The organism is Streptomyces nigrescens, from assembly GCF_027626975.1.
In the GTDB taxonomy this organism is placed as follows: domain Bacteria; phylum Actinomycetota; class Actinomycetes; order Streptomycetales; family Streptomycetaceae; genus Streptomyces; species Streptomyces nigrescens.
Genome location: NZ_CP114203.1, coordinates 365886 through 390956, shown reverse-complemented (window position 1 = coordinate 390956; position 25071 = coordinate 365886). Strand labels below are relative to the sequence as shown.

Genomic DNA, 25071 nt, shown 5'->3' with positions numbered 1-25071 from the left:
GTAGCGCCGCCGGCCCATATTGGGCACGGCGGACATCAGGACGGTCCGTACGCTGCTCATCCCGTGCACATTCCAGTCGTTCTCCTGGCACTTGCATTCCTTCTCAAGCCGGAGCTCTTGCGGGAATACGGGCATGGCCTCGCTTTGCGTCGTCCACGATCCACGCGATGTCGGGAAGGTGCCACACCGTCTGCGGCACATTCACATGCCGGACGCGGGATTTTCAGCGATTCATGGCCGCCCAGAACTCCTCGAACGACATCTGGCGATCGTTGTCGGTGTCGAGCGAGTCGATCAGTGCCTGGGCCTCCGACTCGGTGATCTCCGAGCCCTCCAACTCCGCCACGACCTTCCGGTATTCGTCCGCGGTGACCAGGCCGTCCCCGTCGATGTCATAGCGCTCGAAGACCTTCCGCGCCGCCGTCTCCATGATGTCTGCCATGTGCTCCGCCCTTCTGCGATCTTCGCTGACGGGCCCAGATTATCCGTCCGCCCAGAGCGACGAGGGCGCGGCCCAACCTGCCTGGCTGTTGCGGGCCGAACTCGTTCCAGGGCTCATGCCTCCACCGCGACCGCGACGCAAGAGGCCGCTGATGAGAACCCACCGGCGGCGATGTCGTCTCTCCGCCGGTGGAAGCACCGCGGAAGACCCGTGTCAGGACATCAACTCGCCCCATCGGTACGGGCATGGCCCGTCGTCATGCCCATACGCCGACGCGCCTGTCCCGGCGCGTGGCGCCCCTTGTGCTGAGCGTCTGCTCAGCCTTCGGCCCAGGCTTCTTCTTCCGCGCGGGCGGCGTCGTACGCCTGACGGGCGGCGGACACGGCCGGGAGGTGTGCTGCGGACCAGTCCGTGATGGCGCTGAAGAGCGGCGTCAGGGTGCGGTCCAGGCCGCTGATCTCGTACTCGACCCGCGGGGGAATCTCGGCGTGGTACGTGCGGATGACCAGGCCGTCGCGTTCGAGGACCCACAGGATCGGCGTGGTCCAGCGACTGAACACCAGGTCGATCACCGGGTTGATCGGGCACACCTGCGCCACGGCGTCGGTCACCGTTCCACGCCACTATGTCGAAGAAACTAGCGTTGGTGTGTGCACGGGGGACCGGTCACCCCGGCGTCGCTGACGGGCAGCCGACCGCGCCGGCATCGCTCCCGGCGCGGCCGTCGGCCCGGCTTCTGGGCCAGCGCCGAACAGCCCGCGGGCGCGAACCTGACATGGCTTCCTGGCGTACGCGGAGCAGTGCTGGCGCTGCGGCGAGCTGTGCGGTGGCGGGGCTGTCTGAATGGTTGCTCGGCCCGGCGGGCGGTAGAGCGTCCGGGTTCTGGTTGCATGGATCCGAAGTTCGCAAGTGCGCAAGTGCGCAAGTGCGCAAGTGCGCAAGTTCGGGTGAGGAAGGGTGAGGTGACGTGGGGGCGCAAGGTCAGGATCGCTGGACGCGGTCGGGGGTCAGGCTGCGCCGCGTCTCGCAGCGAGAGGGGCGGTGGAACTGGCTGTTTGTCCCCGGCGGCCCTGGTCTGGGATCCGAGTCCGTGCTGGGGTTGGCCCGTGCGGCCGACGTGCCGGGCACGGTATGGCTGGTCGACCTGCCAGGAGACGGTTCCAACCGCGGCATGCCGGAAGTGCCTGACCACCCCTACGAGCGGTGGCCAGACGTGCTCGCCGAAGCGGCCCAGGCACTGGACGAGGTGGTCATGGTGGGCCACTCCACCGGTGGGATGTTCATCCTCTCCGTCCCCGAGCTGGAAGAGCAGCTTGTCGGAATGGTCCTGGTCAGCAGCGCTCCGCACGCCGGCTGGCGCCCGTCCTTCGCCCGGTGGGCCGAAGCCCATCCGATCCGCGGCCTGGACACGGCAGCCGGGGACTACGCCCGGGACCCGAACGACGAGACCCTGCGCACGCTCACCCTCGCCGCCGCGCCATGGAACTTCACACCCGAGGGACTGGCCGCGGGTCGCGCCGCACTGGAAGACCTCGCCTACTGTCATGACGCGGTGGCCTGGGCCGACGCCCACTTCGACGACACCTACCAAGCCCGTTGGAAGCCGCACAACAGGCTTCCGGCGCTGATCGTCAGCGGCGCCGAAGATCACGTGGTCGACCAGCGTCTCTGGCAGGACGACGACGCCTTCGACCAGCCCCGCGTCCTGCAACGCACGATCGACGGTGCCGGCCACTTTCCCTGGATCGAGAACCCGCAGGCGGTCCGTAAGGCCTTCGCCGACCTGACCGATCTCCTGGACGGCGACACTCGATAGCCGTCCGTTGCCACCTGCTCGGTCACCGGCAGCTTCATAGCCTGACCCTTTGCAATCGGCGAGTTCGACGGAGAGGAAGCGTCCGGTCTTTGGGGCGTATTCGCGGGTACCGAGGCGCGTGAGGCCAGCGTCGTCGGTGCCGCCGACGTAGCCCTTGGAGCCGGGCCAGGTAGTCGGCTTGGTGCCGTAGTGGTCGGCGAGGGCGACGGCGTAGCTGCCGTCGTCGGCCAGGACGACTTGGTGGCCGCTGCCGAGGGGATCTAGCGGGTGGCTTTGGGGTTGTCTTCGGGGCCTTTGCGGAGGGCGAGTTCGGTGTGGTCGCCGAGGGTGAGTGTGGTGGGGTTGCCGGCGGAAAGGGACGACGTCGGACTTCTGGGAATTGCCCGTGGGCGCCGTCGGAGTCCAATTCGTCGCCGCCGCGCTAGTGCCGCATCAGCCGTCGTTCGCCCTGGTGCGATATCGCTCCCCAGCCCGTCGGTCGGTAGGCCTCAGCTGCCACAGTTGGGGGATGAACGGAAACTTCTTGGCCTGACACCATGACCAGTTGACTGCGTGGCTGAGGGACGGAGAGGCCGAAAGCCTCAACGCATTCCTGGGCGCACACCACGAGTCCTTCGTGCTCGTGACGACCGATGGAGCGATCCTCGACCTTGAGACGCTACGAGAATCCCTGCGTAGTGCGGGCGGCAGCCAGCCTGGCTTGTCGATCCAGGTCGAGGAAGTCACCAGTATCACCCCCGAGGTGTACCGGTTCCTGGAGCGCCACATCGTGGACGGCTCCGTCGTCGGCGTGCGGGTGGTGACTGCCGTAATGGAGGACGGGTTGCTGCTCAGCGTGCAGGAGACCGCCCGTCGGTAGTGGAACCAGCGGACGTCACGCTTCAGCGTTATCGATCTCGCGTGGCGCGTACTCGTTCTACCACCCGCATTGCCTGCAACACCTCGCCGCCCGAGCCGGCATCCGAACGGCACGTCACGTCGCAGCAGGGCAAACATTGCCTGATACGGCGCTAGCTCTCGACATCCTTGAGCGGGCCCCATGCGTGATTTGTCGGTAATCCCTTGGCGCGCCTGGATGCGTGTAGAGGGCGTCGCATTGGGGCTGATGGGCGCGGGGGAGTGTGCGCCTGGCTTGATGGGGTTGTGTATATGTCCGTGTTTTGTAACACCAAACCGGATTTCTTCCGTCAAGGCATGACGGGCGGTCACTGTGTGGGGGCCCGGTCAAACCGGCCGGGTATCCGGTTTCCGGCGCCCCGCTGTGGCGTCGTATCCAGGGGGTTTTCGTGTCCCGTAACGCTTCACGTATCGCCGCCGCGGTCCTCGGCTCTGCGGCTCTCGCGGCCACTGCTGTCCTCCCGGCCGCCGCGGCCGGCCACGGCCACGGCCACCACGCTCCGGCCCCGCACCACCACCGCTCGGCGGTGAGTCTCGGAGCGATCCAGTACGACAGCCCCGGGCGCGACGACCACTCCAACCGGAGCCTGAACGCGGAATATGTGACGGTGAAGAACACCGGTCACCACGCGGTCAACCTCCGTGGCTGGACCCTGTCCGACCGCTCCGGGCAGACCTACCGCTTCGGCAATGTGCGCCTGAAGGGCCACAGTCAGGTCCGTGTCCACACCGGCATTGGACGCGACAACCGCTGGGACCTCTACCAGGACCGCCGCACCTACGTGTGGGACAACAACGACACCGCCATCCTGCGCAACGATCACCGCCGCATCGTCGACTTCGAAAGCTGGGGCCGCCACGGCGGGCACCACGGTCACTGGGGTCACAGCCACTGACCTCCCAACCGGCCGGTGAGGCTTGATGCCGTCTCACCAGCCACCCACGGTGCGCCGCAGGTTCCTGCCCTGCGGCGCACTGCCATGTCCCTGTGCCGCGCTTGCAGCGGGAATCCGCTGTACCCAACTCCACGTGCTGCGCCCGCTCGTACTCCACGTCGCTGCTCTAGCCCGCCCCTCATGCGACGAGCTGACGCGGAGTGCCGGGCGCACGTAGACGACAGCCTGCAGCCGACGTGGCGAGGTGCTCACCAGGTCGGAGAGGCACCCGCACTGCGCGATGGCCTGGCGGCGCTATTCCGTACCTCCGGGCCTGAGTTGTCAGAAGTGCACGCAGACGGCTGAGTTGTCCTGGCACCAGCCGCTGGGTGGGTGGTCCATCTCGTAGAAGCCATGCACCAGCCTGATGAGCACCGCGATGGAGATCGCGAGGCAGGCACCCAGTCCCACCCAGAGGGCGATCTTCTTGACCCGGCGACGGTCGGCGGTCCTTGAAGCGGGCCTCGGCGGCTTGGGCGGTGACGCCTTCGAGGTATTCGGGGTATTCGGGGCGTGAGGGTGCCCGCCGGTATGGCGGCCGGCGTAGCGAAGACTCATACCGAGGTCCGCATCTGCCCCGAGCTGCCTTGCACATCGAAGTCGCAGTCCAGGCCTGCCAAGTTGAGTCGTATTCTCTGCCTGGTAGGGACTGGGCGACCGCGACGCCCATGCGGCTATCGGCGTCGATGACGACCTGGTGGACGGTGGCGTAGCGATAGTTCTTCGACTGCTCGGCCACCCCGAGCGGTCGCGGATGGGCACCAAGGGGCCGTCCACGATGAGCACGGTGTCCCTGCGGAACCGGGAACCGTTTGCGTGGCTGGAGCGCGAGAAGCGGCCCGAGGTGGTCGATGACTCGGTCGATCGCGGACTTCGAGATACCGATCAGCGGACCTAGCTGACATAGCGTCAAGTTCGTGCGTTAATACGCCGCGACCAGCAATATGCGATCTTCGATCGGAAGCTCCCACGGTCGCCCTCGTCGAGCCTTGCTCGTCCGTGGAAGCGGGTAGCCCTGCCTGCTCTGCTGGTCAGCCGACCTCCTAGACTGCCGTCGTCTCAAAGTTTGATCGGAGCACGACATGCGTCGCCTTATCCTCGCCCCCGTCCTCGTGGCAGTTGCCGCCCTCGCACTCGCCGGGTGCGCGCAGGACTTTGGTCAAGGCCCTGAGGGCCGGGTCACTGACAAGTCCAAGGACGGGAAGAAGTTCTACCTGGTCGTCGATCCCAAGAAGGAGGGGAAGGCGAAGAAGTTCCGGGTCAGCAAGTACGACTACCACGACTGCTACCGGGGCTCGAAGTACCCCAAGTGCATCGACGATTAGCCCGCATAGCCCTCCCTAACTCAGCCACGTCCTCCAGAAGTTCGAGGGGGGCAGCAGCCACCGGTGCGCTCACCACCTCGTCCGTCTGTCCGTGGGGCAAGCCTGAGGAAGCCACGGCGGCGTATACCCGGCCGGCCGTCTGTAGCGGCCGGTCCGGGGCCGTACCCCCTGTCGTAAAGGAGCGCACTGGCGGCGTCTCCCGTGCATTCAGAACCTCACTTGTGGATCTGTGTAATGCCCACGCCTACGTGCAAGTGGGGCGGCGCTGAGCCCACTCCGCGTACTACACCCGCTTGACTCCACGTTGGTGCTCTCGCAGTCGATGGCGAGTTGGCGCAGAGGCCATTGACGTAAGCCGGACGGCGGACGGCGGGCAGCGGGCAGCGGACGGCGGGCAGCGGTCCGCTGGGAAGCACCGGAGCAGCAGGCCTCAACGAGCAGCACCATGCGGTCGATAAGGACGCCTTCACAAAGGCGGTCGACTCCGGCTCGGATCACTGGGCGGAGACCTTGTGGACGGTGGTGTCGTCGGGGTTCAGTCGTCGTCCGTCCGCAGAGAGCACTTCCAGTGCGCGGAGGCGATGTCCCTGTCGGCGGTCTACCAACTGTGAGTGTGGTTCGCCGGGGGCGAAGAAGTTCTGTTCGCCCCACTGTCGCAGTGCCACGATGACGGGGAAGAGCGCCTTGCCCTTCGGCGTCAGTACGTACTCGCGGTAGGCGCTGCCGTCCGAGGCGGGGACGGATTCGAGGACGCCGCCGGCGACCAGGGTGCGCAGTCGCGCGGTGAGGATGTTCTTCGCCACGCCGAGGCTGCGCTGGAACTCCCCGAAGCGCCGGCTTCCGTCGAAGGCGTCCCGCACGATCAGCAGGGACCACCAGTCGCCGATCGCGTCCACCGACCGGGCGACGGGACATTCGCTGTCGTCGAAGCGCGTCCTGGTCACCATGGCGTCCCTCACGTCCCTCAGTCTCACGATGGTTGCAACATGCTACCTAAAAGGCTACCGTCACCGTCGCCATTGTTGGTAGCAAGATGAAACCAGATGTGCGGAGGGGTGCTGTGCTGATGCCCGGCAAAAGTGAGGCTGTGACGCGACGGACCGAGGCGCGAAGCGGGGAAAGCGGGGAAGGTTCCACGTTCGTCCTGTCCCGTGGCGTCGTCATGCTGTTCGCGGTCGCGTGCGGGGCCGCGGTGGCCAACGTCTACTTCTCCCAGCCGCTCCTGGTGACGATGGGCCACGACCTCGGCATGAGTCCGGCAGTTGTCGGCAGCGTGGTCACCCTCACGCATGTCGGATACGGGCTGGGACTCTTCTTCCTCGTACCGCTGGGCGATGTGGCCGACCGCAGGCGGCTCATCGTGGCCCAGTTACTGCTCCTGGTGATGGCGCTGGCCGTGGTGGCCGCAGCCCACACGGCGGCGATTCTGCTCGTGGGCATGGCCGCGACAGGGCTTCTCGCGGTCGTCACGCAGACGCTGGTGGCCTTCGCGGCATCACTGGCTCCTCCCGCCGGGCGCGGACGGGTCGTCGGTCTGGTCACCAGCGGCGTGGTCATCGGAATCCTGCTCGCCCGCACCGCATCCGGCCTCATGGCCGATCTCGCGGGCTGGCGCTCCGTCTACCTCGCCTCGGCCTCGCTCACCGCTCTGCTCGCCCTGGTCCTGTACCGAGTGCTGCCGCGCCACAGTGACGCTCCCCCGACAACTCTGCGCTACGGACAGCTCCTGCGCTCCACGATCACCCTGTTCGCACGGGAACAACTGCTGCGGCTCCGGGCCCTGTTCGGTCTGCTGGTCTTCGCCGCCTTCAGCACCCTGTGGAGCAGCGTCGCGCTGCCGCTCAGCGAGGCCCCGTACTTCCTGCCCCACAGCGCGATCGGGGCGCTGGGGCTGATCGGTGTCGCCGGCGCCCTGGCCGCGACCGCGGCGGGCCGTCTGAACGACCGCGGACTCTCCCGGCGGACCACCGGCATCGCCCTGACACTGCTCGCCGTCTCGTGGTTGCCCTTGGCCTTCATCCGCAGCTCGCTCTGGGCGCTGGTCGTCGGGGTGATCCTTCTCGACCTCGCCGTGCAGGCGGTCCATGTCACCAACCAGACCCTGATCTACGCGCTGCACCCGGACGCGGGCAGCCGGCTGATCGGTGGATACATGGTCTTCTACTCGATCGGCAGCGCCACCGGCGCCATCGCCGCGACCTCCCTCTACACGGTGGCTGGTTGGGGCGCCGTATGCGCACTGGGCGCCACGTTCAGCTGCCTCGGGCTCGTGCTGTGGGCGTTCACTCGGCACGGCACTCCGGACCCCGCCGCCGAGGTGACCTCTCGCAGCGGAACCTGAGCGTTCTCGCCGAACAAAGGCAGGGGTACGGGGCGGGACGCGGCTGCCCGGCGGTGCACTCAGGTCGCAAAACGTCCACCCATGTGTGCCTCGCCCGTCGAGCACCCGAAAGGTCGGCACGAACCTGGTGGTCGGACGGGGAGGTTCGGCGGCTCGCTTCCACTCGCGCGCAGGGCACCGGGTTGCGGGTGCGTGGCGCTCGGCAATCCGGCTCACTTCCTTCGCAGGTTTCAGATGTGCCGTGGGGGAGACGGCATTGATCGCTTCGCTTCCACTGCTCCCTTGCCGGGCGGGAAGCCAGTGGGCGTGGGCGCAAGCACGCGAGCGCGAGCGGGTGTTGCAGGGGCCTGAAGGGGGCGCGAAGGGCGAGTGATAGATTCTCAACAAGCGTTTATTTTTTGGGAAATCGGCCGTGAAGTCCGGGGCGGGGCCCACACCGTGGCGCCTGCACCGCATCGTGGAGAGCGAGCATCATGCGCATTCTCATCACTGCACAGGCAATCTATTCGCACCTCGCCCCCCTGGTGCTCCCAGTGGCGGAGAGAGCTAAAGAGGCAGGTCATGAGGTAGCCGTCGCCACGGGAGCCGGAGTTGTCCAGCACATCGAGAAGCGCGGACTTACTGCGTTGACGTTGCCCAACGTCCAGTCGATGGGGGAAGCGCTCCAGGGGGGTAGGCTCCGGCCCCCGCCGGGCATGGAGAAGGCCGGTTCCGTGACCGTCGAGCTGTCGCCGGAATTCTTCGCTTCGGCCTTCGTCGGGCACCTTGCCGAGGCCGGCGCCCAAGACCTCCTCGAGGTGGCGCGGAGCTGGCAACCGGACCTGATCCTCCACGAGTCGACGGAGTACGGCGGCTATCTGGCGGCGGAATGCCTCGGCATCCCACACGGCGCTCTGGACATCGCGCCGATGGCGCCCTATGCCCATCCCGTCGTGACGGAGGAACTCAACCGGCAACGCGGGAAGCTCGGCCTGGCACCGGTCAGCGACGCCTGGCACACGTTCCGCGCGTTCCGTGCCGGAGTCGTTCCGGAGGACTTCTACCCCACGGACAGCCGACTGCCCAGCGCCCGCTACTACCAGGTCCCTGCCCAGTCGGCACAGGGTGCCCTCGACCCGGATATCGCCCAACTCTCCACGGACCGGCCGCTCGTCCTCGCCACCCTCGGCTCGAACGCCACCCGGCTTCCTGGCGGCGCTCAGACTCTGCTGGAGACCATCGTCGAGACTCTCGGAGAGCTGCCCGTCACCGGTGTCGTGGCCCTGGGGGCGGACAGCGACCCGCGGCAGTGGGATGGAGCACGCCCCGACAACGTCCATCTGACCTCGTTCGTCCAGCAGGAACTGCTGCTCCGGTCCAGCGATCTGTTCATTACGCATGCTGGATTCAACGGGACCCGGGAGGCGCTGGCAGCCGGAGTCCCTATGGTGGCTGTGCCGTTGTTCGCCGAGCAGTCCCACAATGCGGGCCGGCTGCAGCAGTTGGGCGTCGGGACGCGGATAGACGTCCAGGACGTCACCCGCAATTCGCTGGCCGAGGCGGCGCGCAATGTACTGGAGGACCGCTCCTACCGGTCCCGTGCCCAAGGACTCCAGCGCCGGTCCCATGCTCTGCCGGACCTCAACCGGCTGGTGGAGGACGCAGCGGCGCTGGTCGCCTGAGCCGGCGGCTCTCCTCCGCACACCACCACGGTGACGGATTCGCCGAACCGCTGCCTCTCACTCCGGCCGTTGGGACTCCACCGGCCGGAGTGCAGTAGCGGTGGGAGCCGGCCCTCACCCTGCAACAGCATCGGCTCCTCCCTCTGCGGAGCCTTCCGATCTGCCGTCTCCAAGTGCTCGGCGCCGCCCGGAGGTGCTTGTAGCATCAGGACCGGCACCGGAAAGGAGGCCGACTTGACCTGCGCCGATGCAGTGACGAATGCGCCCGGACAGGCCGTGCATGCGCCCGGACAGGCAGCGCAGCGGAAAGTGGGTCCAGGGGGCCCGGCCGAGGACGCAGCCCTTCCGGAGCGCAAAGGTGAGCGCACACGTCGGCGCATCCTGACGGCCGCACGGCGGAAGTTCGCGGAGGTCGGCTACGAGCGCGCCACCATCCGCGCCATCGCGACCGAAGCTGACGTGGACAAGTCCTCCGTAATCCAGTATTTCGGCAGCAAACAGGACCTGTTCCGCGAGGCCGTCCACTGGCAGATCCCCCACGACGAACTCACCACCAGCGACCCCGGCCAGACGGTGGAGAACCGCCTGCGCAGCATGCTGGACACCTGGGCGGCGGATCCGGACAGCCCCATGGCAGTGCTCCTGCGGACCAGCATGACGAGCGACGAAGCGGCAGAGCTGCTGCGTCGGCATCTCACCGTGCAAGTCACCGATCACATCGCCGCCACCATCGATGCCCCCGACGCGCGACTGCGTGCCGCATTGTTCAGCGCGATCATGATGGGTCTCGCCGCCCAGCGCCATCTGCTGCACCTTCCCGACCTGGCCGAGGCAGACGTGGAGGACATCGTGCGGATCGCCACTCCGCTGCTCCGTAGCCTCATTGCTCCGGAGATGTGACCCACCTGCATCCCGGAACCGACACCGGCTGGCCTGCGCTGAGCCTCGATCTTCCGTGACTATTCGCCAGTTCAACTGGCGGGACACTTCGGCCTGTTGGGCGGAGAGTGGCGAGGCCGCGCACGGGCGGGCCATCGCCGCGGTGCTGGAGTGGATCGAGGACGATGCCCCCGTCATGGGTATCGAGGATGACGTCGCCGTCATGGGTACGGAGTCGGCGGCATCAAGCGCACCCGTTCCGCCCACGGTCTGGTCGCTGCCGCTTCCGCCACTACGAATCCCGGCTAGGGATACCGCTTGACGCTACACGCCGCCTGCGTGGCCACGGACCCCTCATATCCTGCCCGCGCGCTAGTTCGTCGCGCCGGCAGAGCCGGTGCTGGTCGCAGCCGAATCGTTCGCTGCGATGGCCGTGGATCTGGTGCGCAGGCGTGTGGTGCGTACTCCGTGGCTGCTGGCTGCGGGCGATCTGTGCGCCAACGCCGAGCTCCCCTACGTCAGCGTCCTGTGGGAAGCCCGCTGGCAAGACCCCCTGGTGGGCACTCGCCTGGAGAGCAAGCGCCTGCCCTGGGCGGACGAGGACGATGACCCGCCCCCGTGGGGGCGGGCCAGGGAGTTGGCAACGGTCCTCGCCACAGGCGACAGTGTCGACACGCTCGCGGTGGCTCTCGCCTCGGCGCCGTACGGGCAGCGGGACATCGGGCTTGTCTTTCGCGGTCTGGACTTCACCAATCCGGTGATCGAGGACCACTACTGGTTTACCGATCGCCGGATCATGATTGCCTGCTTCGCCCTGGCCCACCCGCAGGAGCGTCCGCTGAGCGCCAACTCCACCGGCACCCCCAGCGGGCCCTACCACCCGGTGCAGACTTTCGTCTCCACTGGCTTCAAGCACGGCAACCACGGCCCCTGCCCGCCGCTCGAAGCTGTACTTCACCGCCACCTCGGCCCGGACCTGATCTGTGGGCGCACACGTGGTTGAGCGGGCCGCCTGGCCTCCCATAGGGCGGCCCGCCCTGCGGTGCGGGCGTGACTGAGCGCCACAGTTGGCGGTGGCGGCTTTCGCCACCTCGAATGCTCAAGATTGCCTTGGTTCGGTGCAGAGGAAACACTCGTCCCAGTGCGGCAGCGCGCTACGGATCCGGTGTTGGAGGCATGACGCGCCATCGCACGTTCCTCTGGCCGGGGAAGCTCCGGCGAGAGGGGTGTCGTCGGCCGGTACGAAGGACTCGACCATCGCTTTGAACCGTTACATATACGGAATCGCCGGCGTGGCCGCCCTGTCGGCCTCGGCGGTCGCCTACCACCTCGCAGTCTGTGGTGAGAGGCCAGGAGCCGGGCCGGGCTTCGCGGGCCCGGTCGCGTTCGGTGAACCGGGCCCGCGGAGTCGTTCAGTGCCTCACCGGCTGAGGAGGTCGGTGAGGGACTGAACGGTGACCAGCCCGACAAGGATGTGGAAGGGAGCCCTCGCGGTGAGTTGGCCGGCCTGGGTGGGGACACCCGCGAGTTGGACCGTCGGGGCTTTTCAGGCGTCAGCTCATCAGCAGTAGCCGCGTGTGCGGTACCAGCTTCCGATTCACGCTGGTGCTCTGCACAAAGATCGTGAAGTCGTCGTTGTGGTCCGGCTTGACGCGAGCTTCCATGTCCGGCAGGCCGAGCAGGGCCCGGGCCTCCGGCCCCGTGTACACCCGGTCCGTCTTCTTCTCCAGCACCGCAATCTGCTTCCGTGCCTGGATCTTCTCCGACTTACTCAGCTGATAGAACGCACAGCCGGTACGGAAAGTGTGCCCGCACTCGACGACCCAGTCCCGGATCGTCGCTTCGCGAGCCACCGGAATCAGCTGGTACTCGGACGGATTCGCCGGGGTGAGACCGGCTGCCTCTATGGTGTCCTTGTTGACCGTCTCGGCACCTGTGGAGAACACCGCCCGCGATCCCCGGATGCCCTGAGAGCGTCCGACCATAAACTTCTCGGTCGCCTGCTGGATGACCTGGCCGGCCTCCTCCAGACCCTGTGTGCTCGTGGCGTCCCAGATAGCGATGTTGTCCTTCGGGAAGCCGCACTGCATGGCCTCGCGCTTGCCCATTTGGTCCGGGACAAGGACGGCTAGCGTCCAGTTGTCCTCCTGCGTCTCGGTCATCTTGGCCACGGCCTCCACCAGTTCACGCGGATCCCTGGCAGGGGCATCCTGGCAGCGATGACTTGCGTTCTCCTGTCCGTCAGTCAGTACGAACGTCAGGAAGCTGTGGTCACCGTAAAGTTGAGCTGTCTGCGCCAGCTCCTTCTGCGACTTCAGTGTGGCTGCCAGCAGGGCCGTCATTCCACCAACCCGGTACAACTGCTTCAGGGACGGCATCCGCAGCACGTCCTTGTCGTAGGTGACGCACTCCACCTTGTCTGCGAAGACATACACCGTAACGCGGGTTTCCTGGTCCAGTTCCTGCGATCGGCGGGCCAGATATGAAATCTGCTGGTCGGCGACTTCGACGACCTTGCGGCTCAGGTGTGACATGGACGAACTGGCATCCAACACAAGAGCAACGTGATTGATGTAGTTCTGGCTTCCGGACATGACCGCTCCCCCTTTTTCGATGCGATGCACACATCGTCGCACCCACCACTGACAATCGGCCTTGGAGACCAGGTGGAGCAGCCCCCACGCCGGGACGCTCCACGAGGAAAGATCCGGGCCTGGACCGCTCTGGCGCACCGCACCATGTGCCGCATGCAGCCAAGACAGGCGTCGTGGGGAAGACTTGTGGCTGCGCCGGACAGTCCCGCCGCAACACGGCCGGATCGCGATGTACTTGGCGCCGTAGCACGACGTCGAGGCCAGCTCGGGCGGTGTGTGGCGCACCCTGAAGAAGGTGGGTCTCAACCGACTCTCGGCTCGCGGCGGCACAAGCGCCGTTCCATCCGCTGGAAGCGGTGAGAAGCAGCGTCCCGGCCACCAGCTGCCGGCAGACTACAAATTGATCGAGCCCCTCGGCCGGACGGGCCGAATGAAGCGCTGCTACCAGGACTCCGCGATCGATGACTGCGTCCGGCTCGGCGTTGTGCGTATCTCCCGTGCAGGGAGCAGGGGGATGCGATCTGGTTCATCAATCATGTGGTGGTCAGGCTGCCGTTCGCTGCCGGGCAGGTCCAGGCCGACAGCGGCCGGGAGTTCGGCTGCGCGTTCCACCGGCATGCGGAGGTCCTTCGCCTTGCGGTGCGGTCTGGTGGCCGTGCGGCAATTGAGGAGCGGAGGCGGAGTGGGCGCAGGGATCGCAGTCGATCTCATGCTGTGTGCTGATTGTCAGGGGTTCGGGGACGGTCTTAGGCCGTGTCCTACGTGGTGAGGCGGTCGTTGGCTTCGGTATGGGGCGGGGTGCGTGGAGTTGGATTGTTCCGGACGGTCTGTGGGAGATCGCGAAGCCGTTGATCCCGCCGTCGAAGGTGCGGTCGCAGGGTGGTGGGACCCAGGACACGCCTGATGAAACGGTGTTCGCGGCCATCATCTACGTGCTGGTCAGTGGCTGTTCCTGGCGTGCGTTGCCGCCATGCTTCGGGATATCGAAGTCGACCGCCCACCGCCGGTTTCTGATCTGGTCGCGGGCCGGCGTGTGGGGCCGGCTGCACGAGGCGATCCTGCACCGGCTCGACGATGCCAGCTTGATCGACGTCTCCCGCGTGGTCCTGGACTCCGCCCACGTCAGGGCCAAAAAGGGGGCGAACTCACAGGTCCGAGCCCCGTGGACCGGGGCAAGCCGGGTTCCAAGATGCACATCCTGTCGGACGCGAACGGACTGCCCTTGGTCGTCGGCGTCTCGGCGGGGAACACCCACGACAGCCAAGGGCTGAAGCCGATGGTCGAGGGTCACCAAACGAGACACGACCCTCACCGCGGCCGCTACTTCAAACCCGAGCGCCTGCACGCCGACAAGGCGTATGACAGACCCGACCTGCGGAAATGGCTGCGTGGTAAGCGGATTGGAGTGCGGATCGCCCGCAAGGGCATCGAGTCCAGCGAACGGTTAGGGCGGCGTAGATGGGTGATCGAGCGCACCATGTCGTGGCTGTCGGGCTACCGCAGACTCAGCCCCCGCTACGAACGCGACCACCGCAACTACCTGGCCTTTCTCGGACTCGCCGCCGCCATCTGCTGCTACAAGCGATACGTCCGCCTCACCACATAGGACACGGTCTTAGGCGTGGGGTGAGGTTGGGTCCGGGTAGTGTCCGAGGTTTGCTGTTGGAGGAGTTGGGTCTTTCGGCTTAGTGGGTTGGGGGTGTCGGGTCAGATGTCTGCTTTGGTGATGAGTTGGATGGGTGGGCGAAGAGGGGAGGAACATGGTTGTTTTCCGCTTGTTGTGGCGTGCCGATAAGTGACTCTTTGTAAGAAGAAACAGTTGGCGACTTGTAGGCTTCTGCGATCTGAAGGAGGTGGTTGATTTCGTCGGTGAGGTCGTTCGCGCTGGGGCCGGTGAGATCAGCCGTCTGGGGGTGTGGGGGCGTTCCGTTGCGTTTCGCCTGGAGGGCGGCGGTGAGCCAGCAGGCGGTCAAGTGAGCGTCGCGCAGGTGCGAGGGGACGGATGGGGTGGTGGTGTGTTGGTGTGCAAGGTGGAGCGCGCCAGGGGTGGCGTAGTTCCGCAGCACGATCATCGCGTCCCGAATTTCGATCACTCTCCGATAGAGGCGGAGTCGAAGTGGGATCACCATGCGCTGTAAGTGCCGGGTCGGTCCCAGGACGACATCGGGGGTGGCGGTGGTGAGGTCCATCCACAGGTGGGCAAGTGCTCGGTAGGACCTCCTGTCGCGTCGGCTGTCGCTTGCCTGAGTCAGGATGGGAAGGGCCACCCCCACTGCTATGAACAGGGCTTCGATGCCGGTGAGAGGTGAGAACAGCGGGGCGATGGCTGCCGAGCGTGTCTGCAGATATGCGAGTTTGAGAACCCACAGCAGGTCTGCCAGCAGCATGCCGGTGCCGAACAGGCGTAATCCGTAGCACAGTAACCGCGGTGTGCCGGGTCGGCCGTAACTCCAGCATACGAATCCGCAGATGCTGTCTGCGACAAGGTGAAAGGAGAAGAAGAGCCACCAGTAGGTGTCCGGAACGCTCGGGGTCGTCGACGAGGGGGTGATTATGTTGCGGGCGTGTGGGGGAGCGCCGGTGTCCAGGATCACGAGCATGGTGATGACTGTGATCGCGGCACTGAATACCAGGATGGTGTGGCGGTGTCGTCCTGCGGCTCCGCAGATGAACCAGAACACTGCGGCTGCATCGATGATGCCGAAGATATGCGTGATCATGTCGATCCAGTGCGCGTTCGGGGCCACGTGTGCCAGCGCAGCGGTGACGGGCTCGAGGTGCGTCGACATCGCGAGAGCGATCATGAGGGTGGCGAACCATAAGGGCTGTTGCTCCCGGTCACGGATGCCTTGTGGTGCGCGGGCGACCGCTACGCCCCACAGCGCGGATATACCGGCGGTCTCTACCCACGGCGCCATGATGCTCCTGGATGCCGGGCCGTCCGCAGTCCCATGGCGGACTCCAGCCCGCTGAGCATTCCGGAGGGCAGAGTTGGGACGGGAATGCGGCCGGCAGCCTCCAGGATGAGGCTGGCCATCATCTCTGCTTCCTGTTCCTGCTCATCGGAGTACCGGATACGGGGGAGTGCTTGCCGGATGGACTCCGGGTCCGCGATGTCGATCATCCGGTAAAGCTGTTGGTCATCACCCGCTGACCGGTGGCCGCACACCATGTGTCCGATCTCGTGCACGATGATGTGCTCTTGGTGCAGAAGGCTGGTCTGCGAGTCGTAGAAGATGTAATCGCCGCGCTCGGCGACCAGCCACATGCCCGATGGGGTGCCGGGGGCCGTTGGCGTCGGAAACGGAAGCAGATGCAGCGGCCGGTCTCGTTCCCCTGCGAGCCGGCTACATAATTCCTCTGCAGAAAAAGGCTCCGGCAAGGGGATGCCGCCGATCACCTTGCGGCAACGGCGGCGCAGACGCCTCCAGCGCATCTCAGTCGAATCTCCAGGGATTGTCGGGGCAGGAGGACATATGACCTTGTAACCGAGCCGCATCCTGTCGGCGGGCGGGCTCATGCGCGTGGCGGGGACGGAGGTTTTTTCGTACCTTGCTCCAGCGCACGGATCTGGCGAATCATGTCCGCGGCCATCCGTTTCCCCTCTGGGGACAGCGCCGTGAGGTCGCCGCGCAGATATACTGCGCTCACCCCGGCCTCGGCCATGGACCTGTCCAGTTCACGGCGGGCCAGGTCTTCCTCGTCGATCACGCTTCGGGCCACATCGTCGTCGGTGAAGTACGACACTGGTACACCGAAGTACGCTGCCAGAGCGCTGAGATGCCGCAAGGTCGGGTTGGTGCGCTCTCCGCGATGCAGTTGCCACAGGTAGGCGGCGGAGAACGTCTCGCCCGACTGCGCGGCGATTTCCGCTGCCATCGTCTTGTAGGACGGCTTGTCATCATTGCCCGGTTTGGCATGCAGATTGAGCAAGTGGTCGAGCTTCTGCGCAACTGTCAAACGCTGCCGGGGCGTGATGCCCTCCTGGCCGCTCATCGCCGACTCCCTATGCAAGGCACCTGTGTTGGGCTGCCTACATCGTGCCCGAAGACGGCATGCGCGAGAAGTGGCACACCCCTCCGGGCGCTCGCCTCGGCTGCCGGCTCACGGTCTGCTGTGCGTGTGAGGAGGCGCCCGGCTGCTCGTCAAGGTGCCCGGGTGGCGGCCTGGCTGAGGGGTGCGCACATGTCCTCGAGCCGGCCGGGGAGGGCGGGCCGCTGCCCGGCACTCTCGGTCTCCGGTGAGGGCGGGCTGTGCAGGTGGGGCCCCTGCCGTCGTGAACGCTTCCGGCTGGGTTATCGGCCTGGCAGGAGGAGCACTACCGCTCGCGCCGGCAGGTCCGCGCCGTGTCGGGCGGACCTTCGCCCGGGATGTAAGGCTGGGCAGTCCTGCGCGGCTGAGGTGACTGGCGGCCGAAGCCGTTCGTCATGTCGGATGCCCGCGGGGATACCGGCGGCGGTGAACACATCAGGGTGTCAAGAGAGGAGCCTCCACCGTGGAGGGGTGCGGCAGCGGCGGTTGCGGGGACCGGCTCGGCCCAGGTGTGAGCGAGGGGCCCCGGGTGTATGGGCAGGGCGGAATGGACGGCTGCCTTCGGGCTGCTTGCCGCAGCATCCGGCAGATAGGGCGGCCGGTGGCGCTGCAGCCGCAGCCGCCCCAAAGCCCCCGGATCACGGGCGCAACCGCTGGCAGGGAGACGTCCCGGCGTCCATCGACAACTGGAATGAACGAATGGCTAGTTCCTGGTGTCATATCAGTTGACGGTCCTGCTGGGCCGTCGATAACTTCCACGGCGTGAGACAGACAGGCCAAGTCCCGGGGCACCACGGCACGTTGCCGATCCCACGTCAGCACGCAAGCCCGGTGCCGTCGTGGTCGGTCGATTGTCCGCTGTGACGGAGTTCGCGAGACGGAGCCCGGGGGGCGTCCTCGCCTGGCCCGGACCTGCACGTTGCCCTCATCTGCCTGGCCCCACGACCTGTTCTTCCGGCGATGCTTCAGCCACCGCAAACCATGGCCGTGTGACGAGCTCTTGGGGGAGCGTGGAACCTGTGCTGCTCGGCCCGGCGGAGGCCCGGCGAAAGGCGAAGGGCATCCCGTTGTCCGGAGCGGAAAGCACGCCGTGCTCGCCTTTTCGGCGCCAGCCGTGAGTGCGTGTCTGCGACGACCGGCTGAGCGCTCCGCTGCGGGGGCCGGGACCCGCCCTCACCAGACCAGTGGTGCCCGTCCCAGCCCGTACATCTGCACGTACATCGAGAATCCGCGACGAAGGGATTTTTGGCCTTGCTGACGGTACGATTACGTCTTTCCGTCTCCCCGCCGCCGGCCGTGCTCGCCGGACCGTCCCGCCTCCCGTCCTCCCGGTATGAGCCAGGGCTCACTGCCGGACCTCAGGTCACGCAGGCGGGCAACAGGATGCCCCCTTGGGCCTGGTGACGAGATGTCCTACCTGCCCCTCAAGGTGACCCATACGATCGCTGACGGGTTGATCAGTCTTGATCACAGAAATGACTCAGCCCGCAAACCGGCAGCGATGGTGCTCACCTCCTCGTTGCTTCCCTCTCACTCGCCAAGGATTGCGGGAGAGGACGAAAGGCATGTCGAGGCGCTTGCTGAGTCGGATGCACCGCTTCCGCCCATCATCGTGCACCGTTCGACGATGCGCGTTGTCGACGGCATGCACCGCCTGCGGGCTGCCGCGCTCAGAAGCCAAGAGCGCATCGCGGTTCAGTTCTTCGAAGGCAATGAGGAAGACGCCTTCGTCCTGGCGGTGGAGCTGAATTCGGCGCATGGCCTGCCGTTGAGCCGAGCCGATCGTGCCTGTGCAGCAGCACGGATCATCGCCTCTCACCCGCAGTGGTCGGACCGGCGTATCGCCGCTGTTACCGGTCTCGCAGCCAGCAGCGTCGCAGGTATGCGGCCCCGTTCAGCGGAAAAACCTGAGCAGTTGACCAAACGGGTGGGCAGGGACGGACGCTCCCGGCCTCTCAACCCGGCCGAAGGCCGCATACGTGCCAGTCGGCTGCTTGCCGCCAAGCCTGGTAGCACCCTCAAGGAGGTTGCCGAAGAATCCGGGGTCAGCATCGCCACGGCGAAAGATGTAAGAGACCGGGTGCGTGCCGGAAAGGACCCGTTGCCACCGAGGCTGCGTAGTGCTGCCCGGACTCAACCCGGGCCAACCGCCATCGACGAGAGGCCTGCAGATTCTAGCCATGCCCATTTGCACACCTCACCGCCCGACCTCGACTTCGTACTGCGCCAGATCGCGAAGGACCCCTCTATGCGGACAGAGGCGGGCCGTTGCCTGGCGCAGCTGTTGAGGATCCATGCCCTCGTGGACGAGAGCAAGTGGTGCAGGCTGGCTGCCGGTGTGCCGGGACATCGTGCTCCAGCGGTGGCCCAGGCCGCGCGGGTTTGCGCCGAGCAGTGGCTGCGTCTTGCGAGGGAGGTTGAAGCCAGCAGTCATGAAGCGCTGGGATGAGGAGTCGGGTTGAGCCCGACGGCCACGTGCCATTCGCGTTCCCGGCAGGCTGGCCGGTATGGCACCGACACAGGCCGTGTCTGCATCCGCCCCCTCCAGCAAGAGGCTGAGCGGCAGCAGAGTTCGCCGCGTACACGCGGTGAACGTCTGGGCGCTGCTGACCATGTGTGAACCTCCCGGCAAGGCGCTGCGCGGAACCGGCCGGACGGGCAGGCCAGGCTCATAGTCGTCGTCGCGGTCGGCGAACAACTGCCGTGGCCGGTAACGGCGCGGCCGCCGGGGGACCGGGCAGCACAGGCCCGCCGCCCGGCGAGGCCCGTGCGAAACCCCAGGTCAGACGGCGAACAGATTGTCCTGCTCGACGCGCAGGGCATCGACGAGCCGGCCCGGCGGCAGGGACACATCGGCGTAGCTGAGCACGGTGTCCCTGGCGACGGCACGGCGCAGCACACAGCCTTCGGAGATGCCCATCGGCAGCAGTCCCTCGGCGCGCGTCACAGTGTGTGACTCAGCCACCCCGTAGCTGTCGTAGCCGCCGATTCCGTCCAGAACCGTGCCGGCGGGCAGGTCCCGCTTGGCGGTGGCCACCACGTCGACGCGGGGGCCTGCGGGCGGGGTCAGTGCCGCGTCGCCGAAGTCCACGGCGCGCACCACGGTGTGTGGCACCTCGAAGTGGCACAGGTGGTAGGGCGTGTAAAAGCTGTACAGCGGACCGCGGCCGAGCTTGTACAGCTCCAGGTACTGGCGCTGCGCCGGGTCGTCGTGGGTGCCCAGCACATACACACCAGGGGCGGGCTTGGCGCCCACCACGTAGTCCACGATGCCACCGAACTCACGGAGTTCGTCGACGTCGTACATCCCGGTCAACTCATCGACATGGCCGGTGTGGTCGCGTCCGTACATGCCGCGCCGGGGCACGGTGAAGCCGAAGGCGTTTGCCACGATCGCCTGCTCGAAGGAGACCTTCGTCCCGTCGGTGAAGCTGGTGATCATGCGGACGTTCTGGCCCCACCGTTTGGCGAACGGCTGCTGGGTGGTGGGTGTGCGGTACTCGTCCTGAAAGCCCTTGACGTTGCCGGCCACCAGGGGGCTCACACCCAGACTGCGCACGAACCGCAGCAGATTGGCCTGCACCGCGGGCTGGTCACCGTCCGCCCCGGTGAGCACCACCCCGGCCGTGCGGGCACGGTGTGCGAGTAACGGGCCCACCGTACAGTCCAGTTCGGCGTTCATCGTCACCACTGGCAGCCCCCGCTCGATGGCGGCGACGGTCACCCGGGCACCGAACTCCACCGCGCCGGTGACGTCCACCAGACAGTCGATGCCCTCTGCGGCGATCAGGGCGAACGCGTCCTCAGTGACCACCGGCCGGCCCCCGGCCACCGCCGCCGAGATCGCGCCCGCAGTATCGGCCCGCACGTGCGCCAACCCCGCCTCGGTGTAAGCACGTTCGGCGTTGGCCGCATGACGGTTGGAGATCGCGGCCACCCGCATGCCGGCCACCGAGGTGGAGATGTGGCGCACCAGGCCGCGTCCCATGTAGCCGGCGCCGACCATGCCGACCCGGATCGGCCGGCCCTCTTGCGCGCGCCGGCGCAGCACGGTGTCGACGATGATCATCGGCGGCCTGCCGAAACCGCGGCCGGCGCGTACGAGGCGCTCGCGCGGCGTCCGGGCCACGCGCCGCAGAGTTCGGCGTCCGGCTTCGACCCCGATGCCCCGAACGCGGGCCCGTGCACAGGACGCGAGCACTTCGAGAACCGGAACCGGCGGACGGAGCGGCCGGGCGATCCACGGTCAGCCTCCGGCCGTTCTTGCTCGATGAGCGCCGTACCCTTCGGCAAAGTGGCGTGCACCAGCATGGCGAATCTCCGATACCTGTCGAAGCATCATGGAAGCGCGAGGCTAGGTCGGTGGCACGAAGCCGGGCAACATCGCCCCGATCGGTCGCGTGGGTGCGAGAACGCGTACACCGCACGGCCGTCGCGAAAGCACACCGCATCGATGCCGCAAGCCGCTCGCGCACAGTCGGCAAAGCACCGCGGAGTGTGGTGGAAGGCTTTCGACTGCTTACCTTACGCAGTCGAACACACAAGACGGCTGCTGTCTGCGCGAGTTGACGGTCTGTCGGGCGCACTCGATATCTTCGCGCAATGCGTCCGCTCCCCGTCGCAGATCCAGGTAATCCCGATATTCGCTCCGCCTCCCGGTACTTACTGTGGCTTGCGGGCCGCGTCGCCTGGCCATTGAGTGCGGCAGCCCTCCTGGGCCTGCTCTGGCTCGGCTCGCAGGCACTCGTACCGGTCGTCGTGCGCGAGGCCATCGACCAAGGGCTCGTCCCCGGCGAGATGGACGCTGTCCTGGTATGGTCCGCCGCCCTCCTGGGCCTTGGCGTGGTCCAGGCGGCCTCCGGTACGATCCGCCGCCGGCTGAGCATGCACAACGCGCTCGACGCCGGCTTCCGCACGGTGCAACTCGTGGTCGGCCACGCGGGTCGGCTCGGCGCCGGCCTCGAACGCCGCGTGGACGACGGCGAACTCGTCAGCATCGGCACCTCGGACATGACCACCATCGGCAACGCCTTCGACGTCGTCGGCCGGGCCTTCGGCGCCGTCGTCTCCACGCTGCTGGTGGCCGTGGTGCTGCTCGATCAGTCCCCCTCGCTCGGCCTCCTGCTGATCGTCGCCCTGCCCGCCATCATCCTCACCATGGGCTACACCCTGCGCCCGCTGCACCGCAGACAGGGCGCCTACCGCGATCTCCAGGGCGAACTGACCTCCCGGCTCACCGACGTGGTGACCGGGCTGCGGGTCCTGCGTGGCGTCGGTGGCGAGACCTCCTTCGCCCGCTCCTATCGCGAGCGCTCCCAGCGCGTACGCGTCGCCGGCTCCAAGGTCGCCGGCGCCGAGGCCCTCATCCGTGCCACCCAAGTGCTGTTGCCCGGCCTGTTGGTCGCCACCGTCACCTGGATCGGCGCCCGCGCCGCGCTGAACGGCTCGGTCACACCCGGCGAACTCGTGGCCTTCTACGCGTACGCCGCCTTCCTCGTCGAGCCGCTCGCCATCTTCACCGACACCGCCGACCGGTTCGCCCGGGCCCATGTCGCCGCACGCCGCGCCATAGCCGTGCTCTCCCTGCCCGCCGCCTCCCCGGACACCGAGTGCGGGCGCACCCCGCTGCCCGCCGGCGGGCACGACCTGGTCGACCAGCGCACCGGACTGGTCGTCACCCCCGGCTCGTTCCTCGCGGTGGTGGCGCCGCCGGCCGAGGGCGTACAGCTCGCCGACCGGCTCGGCGGCTACACCGACGGGCCCGTCCGCTACGCCGGGCTGCCGCTGACCGAGCTGCGCACCGAGCAGCTGCGCGAACACATCCTCGTGGTCGACAACCATTCCCGGCTCTTCCGGGGACCCCTGCGCGACAGCCTCGACCCGCACCGCGCCGCCTGCGACGACGACGTGCATGCCGCGCTGCGGGTGGCCGCCGCCGAGGACATCGTCGAGGCGTTGCCCAACGGCCTGGACACCGAGATCACCGCCGACGGGGCCCGATTCTCCGGCGGCCAGCGCCAGCGACTGGTGCTCGCCCGCGCCGTGCTCGCCGACCCCGGCATCCTCGTCGTGGTCGACCCCACCTCGGCCGTCGACGCGCACACCGAGGACCGGGTCGGCCGCAGGCTGCGCGCCGCCCGCCAGGGCCGCACCACCGTCCTGGTCAGCTCCAGCCCGTTGCTGCTCGACCACGCCGAACAGGTCGCCTTCCTCCACGGCGGCCGGGTCGCCGCCACCGGCAGCCACCGTGACCTGCTGGCCACCAGCGCGCACTACCGCCTGCTCATCCAGCGCGAAACCGGCGAGGACCGCACCGGGGACACACCCACCACCAGCTTCGTCACCCGGGGGCCCGCGCAATGAGCAGGACAACGCTGCCGGTCGCCGACACGGCCGAGGTGCGCAAGCACGCCCGCGTCCTGGCCCGCCGCCACACCCGCGACCTCGGCTGGATGCTGGCACTGCACGGACTGGCCGCGGTGTGCGCACTGCTCGCTCCCTGGCTGATCGGCCGGCTTATCGACGAAGTGGCCGGCACCACCACCGCCGACACCGTCAATCTGCTCGGCCTCGGTCTGCTGGTCTCACTGATCTCCCAGGCCGCGCTCACCTACTGGGCGGTCCAGCGCTCCTGCCGGTTCGGCGAGAAGATCACCGCCGAGGTGCGCGAAGACTTCGTCGACCGGGTGGTGGGCTTGCCGCTGTCCACCGTGGAGGATGCCGAACCCGGCGATCTGATCACCCGTGCCTCACGCGATACCGACGCCCTCACCAACACCGTCCGCTACGCCGCCCCTGAGACCCTCATAGCCTCGCTGACCTGCCTGTTCACATTCGGTGCCCTGCTGATGGTCGGCCCACTCACCGCACTGCCAAGCCTTCTGGTCGTACCGCTGCTGTGGGCCGGCACCCGCTGGTATCTGCGCCGCTCCGGCTCCGCCTACCGCAGGCGCGGGGCCAGCTACGTGGCGCTCGGCGACAGCCTCGCCGAGACAGTACCCGGGGCCCGCACCGCAGAGGCATTCGGCCTCCAACACTGGCGCCGCCGGGCGCTCGACCGCGACCTGGCGCAGGCATACCAGGCCGAACGCCACACGATGTGGTTGCGCAGCTCCTGGTATTTGCTGGTCGAGCTCAGCTACGCCGTCCCGCTGGTGGCCACCCTCGCCGTCGGCGGGCTGCTCTACACAAGCGAGCTGGCCTCGCTGGGCCAAGTGGTCGCTGCCACCCTCTACGTACGGCAGTTGATCTTCCCGCTGGACGACGTACTGAGCTGGACGGACGAGCTGCAGATCGGCTCGGCCTCGCTGGCCCGGGTGCTCGGCGTGAGCAAGCTGCCCGCCGACCGCGCACCCACCGGTGCCCGGCCCTCGGGACAAGACCTCACCGCCCGCGCCGTCACCTACTCCTACGTGCCCGGACTCACCGTTCTGCACGACATCGACCTCGACCTCGCGCCGGGCGAACGGCTCGCCGTCGTCGGCCCCTCCGGTTCCGGCAAGTCCACCCTCGGCAAGCTGCTCGCGGGCATCTACCACCCCGGCTCCGGCACGGTCCGGCTCGGCGGGGTGCCGCTGGTCGAACTGAGCACCGGGGAACTACGCGGCCGCATCGCGCTGGTCACCCAGGAACAGCACATCTTCCGCGGCACCCTGCAGGAAAACCTCACCCTCGCCCGACCGGGCGCCGACGCCACCGAGGTGCGCCGCGCCCTGGAAGTGGTCGGCGCCGGCGAATGGGCAGCGGCGCTGCCCGACAGCCTGGACACCCTCATCGGTTCCACCGGGCATGAGCTCACCGCCGCACAGGCCCAACAGGTCGCACTGGCCCGGCTGGTGCTCGCCAACCCACACACCCTGGTCCTCGACGAGGCCACCGCGCTGCTCGACCCGGCCACGGCCCGGCACACCGAGCGGGCCATGGCCGCTGTGCTGAACGACCGCACCGTCATCGCCATCGCGCACCGGCTGCACACCGCCGAGGACGCCGACCGGATCGCGGTCGTCGAGAAGGGCCGTGTCATCGAACTGGGCAGCCACCACGAACTGCTGGCCGCGAGCGGCGCCTATGCCGCGTTGTGGCGAGCCTGGCACGGTGAATGAATCTCACCGCCCGCACGGTGAATGAAATCATTGCGGCAAATGCGGCT

22 protein-coding genes and 1 pseudogene are annotated in these 25071 nt (G+C 67.4%); 13 read left to right on the top strand and 10 right to left on the bottom strand.

Annotation, left to right across the window (positions count from 1 at the left end; translation table 11 throughout):
• Window positions 1-223: 223 nt before the first annotated feature.
• Window positions 224-442 (bottom strand): EF-hand domain-containing protein, encoded by a 219-nt coding sequence (locus STRNI_RS01845; protein ID WP_018093680.1) that lies wholly within the window; start codon window positions 440-442, stop codon window positions 224-226.
• Window positions 443-759: 317 nt separating this feature from the next.
• Window positions 760-1053, bottom strand: coding sequence for a winged helix-turn-helix transcriptional regulator (locus tag STRNI_RS01840; RefSeq protein ID WP_159483627.1), 294 nt, complete (start codon window positions 1051-1053; stop codon window positions 760-762).
• Window positions 1054-1409: 356 nt separating this feature from the next.
• On the opposite strand from STRNI_RS01840, the gene STRNI_RS01835 reads away from it, so the two are divergent.
• The 3 genes from STRNI_RS01835 (at window position 1410) to STRNI_RS01825 (ending at window position 4051) form a co-directional block, all read left to right on the top strand.
• Window positions 1410-2258, top strand: a complete 849-nt coding sequence (locus tag STRNI_RS01835) for an alpha/beta fold hydrolase (RefSeq protein WP_277410361.1) — start codon at window positions 1410-1412, stop codon at window positions 2256-2258.
• 544 nt (window positions 2259-2802) lie between these two features.
• A complete protein-coding gene (locus STRNI_RS01830; RefSeq protein ID WP_277410360.1) occupies window positions 2803-3117 on the top strand; it encodes a hypothetical protein in 315 nt (104 codons plus the stop codon).
• Between the two features lie 427 nt (window positions 3118-3544).
• Window positions 3545-4051 carry a lamin tail domain-containing protein gene (locus STRNI_RS01825; RefSeq protein WP_277410359.1) on the top strand — a complete coding sequence of 169 codons (507 nt, stop codon included), beginning with the start codon at window positions 3545-3547 and terminating at the stop codon, window positions 4049-4051.
• A gap of 321 nt (window positions 4052-4372) precedes the next feature.
• Here the strand turns inward: STRNI_RS01825 and STRNI_RS01820 are convergent, their stop codons facing one another.
• Both STRNI_RS01820 and STRNI_RS01815 read right to left on the bottom strand, forming a co-directional pair.
• Window positions 4373-4648, bottom strand: coding sequence for a hypothetical protein (locus STRNI_RS01820; protein ID WP_277413393.1), 276 nt, complete (start codon window positions 4646-4648; stop codon window positions 4373-4375).
• Between the two features lie 102 nt (window positions 4649-4750).
• Window positions 4751-5075 (bottom strand): annotated as a pseudogene (locus STRNI_RS01815) (helix-turn-helix domain-containing protein); the annotation flags it as partial.
• A gap of 97 nt (window positions 5076-5172) precedes the next feature.
• Between STRNI_RS01815 and STRNI_RS01810 the strand changes: the two are divergent.
• Window positions 5173-5415 (top strand): hypothetical protein, encoded by a 243-nt coding sequence (locus STRNI_RS01810; protein WP_018093684.1) that lies wholly within the window; start codon window positions 5173-5175, stop codon window positions 5413-5415.
• A 494-nt stretch (window positions 5416-5909) separates the two neighbouring features.
• Here the strand turns inward: STRNI_RS01810 and STRNI_RS01805 are convergent, their stop codons facing one another.
• Window positions 5910-6362 carry a winged helix-turn-helix transcriptional regulator gene (locus tag STRNI_RS01805; RefSeq protein ID WP_274740759.1) on the bottom strand — a complete coding sequence of 151 codons (453 nt, stop codon included), beginning with the start codon at window positions 6360-6362 and terminating at the stop codon, window positions 5910-5912.
• 119 nt (window positions 6363-6481) lie between these two features.
• On the opposite strand from STRNI_RS01805, the gene STRNI_RS01800 reads away from it, so the two are divergent.
• From STRNI_RS01800 to STRNI_RS01780, 5 genes are all read left to right on the top strand, one after another.
• On the top strand, window positions 6482-7756 hold the full coding sequence (locus tag STRNI_RS01800) for an MFS transporter (RefSeq protein WP_266446852.1): 1275 nt from the start codon (window positions 6482-6484) through the stop codon (window positions 7754-7756).
• Window positions 7757-8469: 713 nt separating this feature from the next.
• Window positions 8470-9417 carry a glycosyltransferase gene (locus STRNI_RS01795; protein WP_277410358.1) on the top strand — a complete coding sequence of 316 codons (948 nt, stop codon included), beginning with the start codon at window positions 8470-8472 and terminating at the stop codon, window positions 9415-9417.
• Window positions 9418-9651: 234 nt separating this feature from the next.
• Window positions 9652-10317 carry a TetR/AcrR family transcriptional regulator gene (locus STRNI_RS01790; RefSeq protein ID WP_106431001.1) on the top strand — a complete coding sequence of 222 codons (666 nt, stop codon included), beginning with the start codon at window positions 9652-9654 and terminating at the stop codon, window positions 10315-10317.
• A gap of 55 nt (window positions 10318-10372) precedes the next feature.
• Complete coding sequence (locus STRNI_RS01785; protein WP_277410357.1) at window positions 10373-10618, top strand: hypothetical protein; 246 nt, start codon at window positions 10373-10375, stop codon at window positions 10616-10618.
• 105 nt (window positions 10619-10723) lie between these two features.
• The gene (locus STRNI_RS01780) at window positions 10724-11299 is read left to right on the top strand and encodes a hypothetical protein (RefSeq protein ID WP_277410356.1); all 576 of its coding nucleotides are present in this window, start codon (window positions 10724-10726) and stop codon (window positions 11297-11299) included.
• Window positions 11300-11849: 550 nt separating this feature from the next.
• Here the strand turns inward: STRNI_RS01780 and STRNI_RS01775 are convergent.
• The gene (locus STRNI_RS01775) at window positions 11850-12890 is read right to left on the bottom strand and encodes a vWA domain-containing protein (protein ID WP_277410355.1); all 1041 of its coding nucleotides are present in this window, start codon (window positions 12888-12890) and stop codon (window positions 11850-11852) included.
• A gap of 788 nt (window positions 12891-13678) precedes the next feature.
• On the opposite strand from STRNI_RS01775, the gene STRNI_RS01770 reads away from it, so the two are divergent.
• Window positions 13679-14496, top strand: a protein-coding gene (locus STRNI_RS01770) for an IS5 family transposase (protein ID WP_277410303.1) whose coding sequence is annotated in 2 segments (ribosomal slippage) — window positions 13679-14021 and window positions 14021-14496 — 819 coding nt in all. Because the reading frame shifts where the segments join, the coding sequence is not laid out codon by codon here.
• 79 nt (window positions 14497-14575) lie between these two features.
• Here STRNI_RS01770 and STRNI_RS01765 read toward each other — a convergent pair.
• The 3 genes from STRNI_RS01765 to STRNI_RS01755 form a co-directional block, all read right to left on the bottom strand.
• Complete coding sequence (locus STRNI_RS01765; protein ID WP_277410354.1) at window positions 14576-15808, bottom strand: MAB_1171c family putative transporter; 1233 nt, start codon at window positions 15806-15808, stop codon at window positions 14576-14578.
• Window positions 15793-16326, bottom strand: coding sequence for a hypothetical protein (locus tag STRNI_RS01760; RefSeq protein WP_266446873.1), 534 nt, complete (start codon window positions 16324-16326; stop codon window positions 15793-15795). The genes STRNI_RS01765 and STRNI_RS01760 overlap by 16 nt, the downstream gene beginning before the upstream one ends.
• Window positions 16327-16406: 80 nt before the next feature.
• Entirely contained in the window at window positions 16407-16886 is a 480-nt protein-coding gene (locus STRNI_RS01755; protein WP_159483614.1) for a helix-turn-helix domain-containing protein, read from the bottom strand.
• A gap of 1444 nt (window positions 16887-18330) precedes the next feature.
• Between STRNI_RS01755 and STRNI_RS01750 the strand changes: the two genes are divergently transcribed.
• Window positions 18331-19371 carry a ParB/RepB/Spo0J family partition protein gene (locus tag STRNI_RS01750; RefSeq protein WP_277410353.1) on the top strand — a complete coding sequence of 347 codons (1041 nt, stop codon included), beginning with the start codon at window positions 18331-18333 and terminating at the stop codon, window positions 19369-19371.
• A 333-nt stretch (window positions 19372-19704) separates the two neighbouring features.
• On the opposite strand, the gene STRNI_RS01745 is transcribed toward STRNI_RS01750, so the two are convergent.
• Window positions 19705-21051 (bottom strand): NAD(P)H-dependent oxidoreductase, encoded by a 1347-nt coding sequence (locus STRNI_RS01745; RefSeq protein WP_277410352.1) that lies wholly within the window; start codon window positions 21049-21051, stop codon window positions 19705-19707.
• A 566-nt stretch (window positions 21052-21617) separates the two neighbouring features.
• On the opposite strand from STRNI_RS01745, the gene STRNI_RS01740 reads away from it, so the two are divergent.
• Together STRNI_RS01740 and STRNI_RS01735 are read left to right on the top strand one after the other, a co-directional pair.
• On the top strand, window positions 21618-23285 hold the full coding sequence (locus STRNI_RS01740) for an ABC transporter ATP-binding protein (protein WP_018093221.1): 1668 nt from the start codon (window positions 21618-21620) through the stop codon (window positions 23283-23285).
• Window positions 23282-25024 carry an ABC transporter ATP-binding protein gene (locus tag STRNI_RS01735; RefSeq protein ID WP_159483612.1) on the top strand — a complete coding sequence of 581 codons (1743 nt, stop codon included), beginning with the start codon at window positions 23282-23284 and terminating at the stop codon, window positions 25022-25024. The genes STRNI_RS01740 and STRNI_RS01735 overlap by 4 nt, the downstream gene beginning before the upstream one ends.
• Window positions 25025-25071: the final 47 nt, after the last annotated feature.

Coding starts and splice junctions, on each gene's coding strand:
- STRNI_RS01845 (WP_018093680.1), bottom strand. CDS start 442: ATGGCAGACATCATGGAGACGGCGGCGCGGAAGGTCTTCGAGCGCTAT.
- STRNI_RS01820 (WP_277413393.1), bottom strand. CDS start 4,648: ATGAGTCTTCGCTACGCCGGCCGCCATACCGGCGGGCACCCTCACGCC.
- STRNI_RS01810 (WP_018093684.1), top strand. CDS start 5,173: ATGCGTCGCCTTATCCTCGCCCCCGTCCTCGTGGCAGTTGCCGCCCTC.
- STRNI_RS01805 (WP_274740759.1), bottom strand. CDS start 6,362: ATGGTGACCAGGACGCGCTTCGACGACAGCGAATGTCCCGTCGCCCGG.
- STRNI_RS01800 (WP_266446852.1), top strand. CDS start 6,482: ATGCCCGGCAAAAGTGAGGCTGTGACGCGACGGACCGAGGCGCGAAGC.
- STRNI_RS01780 (WP_277410356.1), top strand. CDS start 10,724: ATGGCCGTGGATCTGGTGCGCAGGCGTGTGGTGCGTACTCCGTGGCTG.
- STRNI_RS01775 (WP_277410355.1), bottom strand. CDS start 12,890: ATGTCCGGAAGCCAGAACTACATCAATCACGTTGCTCTTGTGTTGGAT.
- STRNI_RS01765 (WP_277410354.1), bottom strand. CDS start 15,808: ATGGCGCCGTGGGTAGAGACCGCCGGTATATCCGCGCTGTGGGGCGTA.
- STRNI_RS01760 (WP_266446873.1), bottom strand. CDS start 16,326: ATGCGCTGGAGGCGTCTGCGCCGCCGTTGCCGCAAGGTGATCGGCGGC.
- STRNI_RS01755 (WP_159483614.1), bottom strand. CDS start 16,886: ATGAGCGGCCAGGAGGGCATCACGCCCCGGCAGCGTTTGACAGTTGCG.
- STRNI_RS01750 (WP_277410353.1), top strand. CDS start 18,331: ATGTCCTACCTGCCCCTCAAGGTGACCCATACGATCGCTGACGGGTTG.
- STRNI_RS01735 (WP_159483612.1), top strand. CDS start 23,282: ATGAGCAGGACAACGCTGCCGGTCGCCGACACGGCCGAGGTGCGCAAG.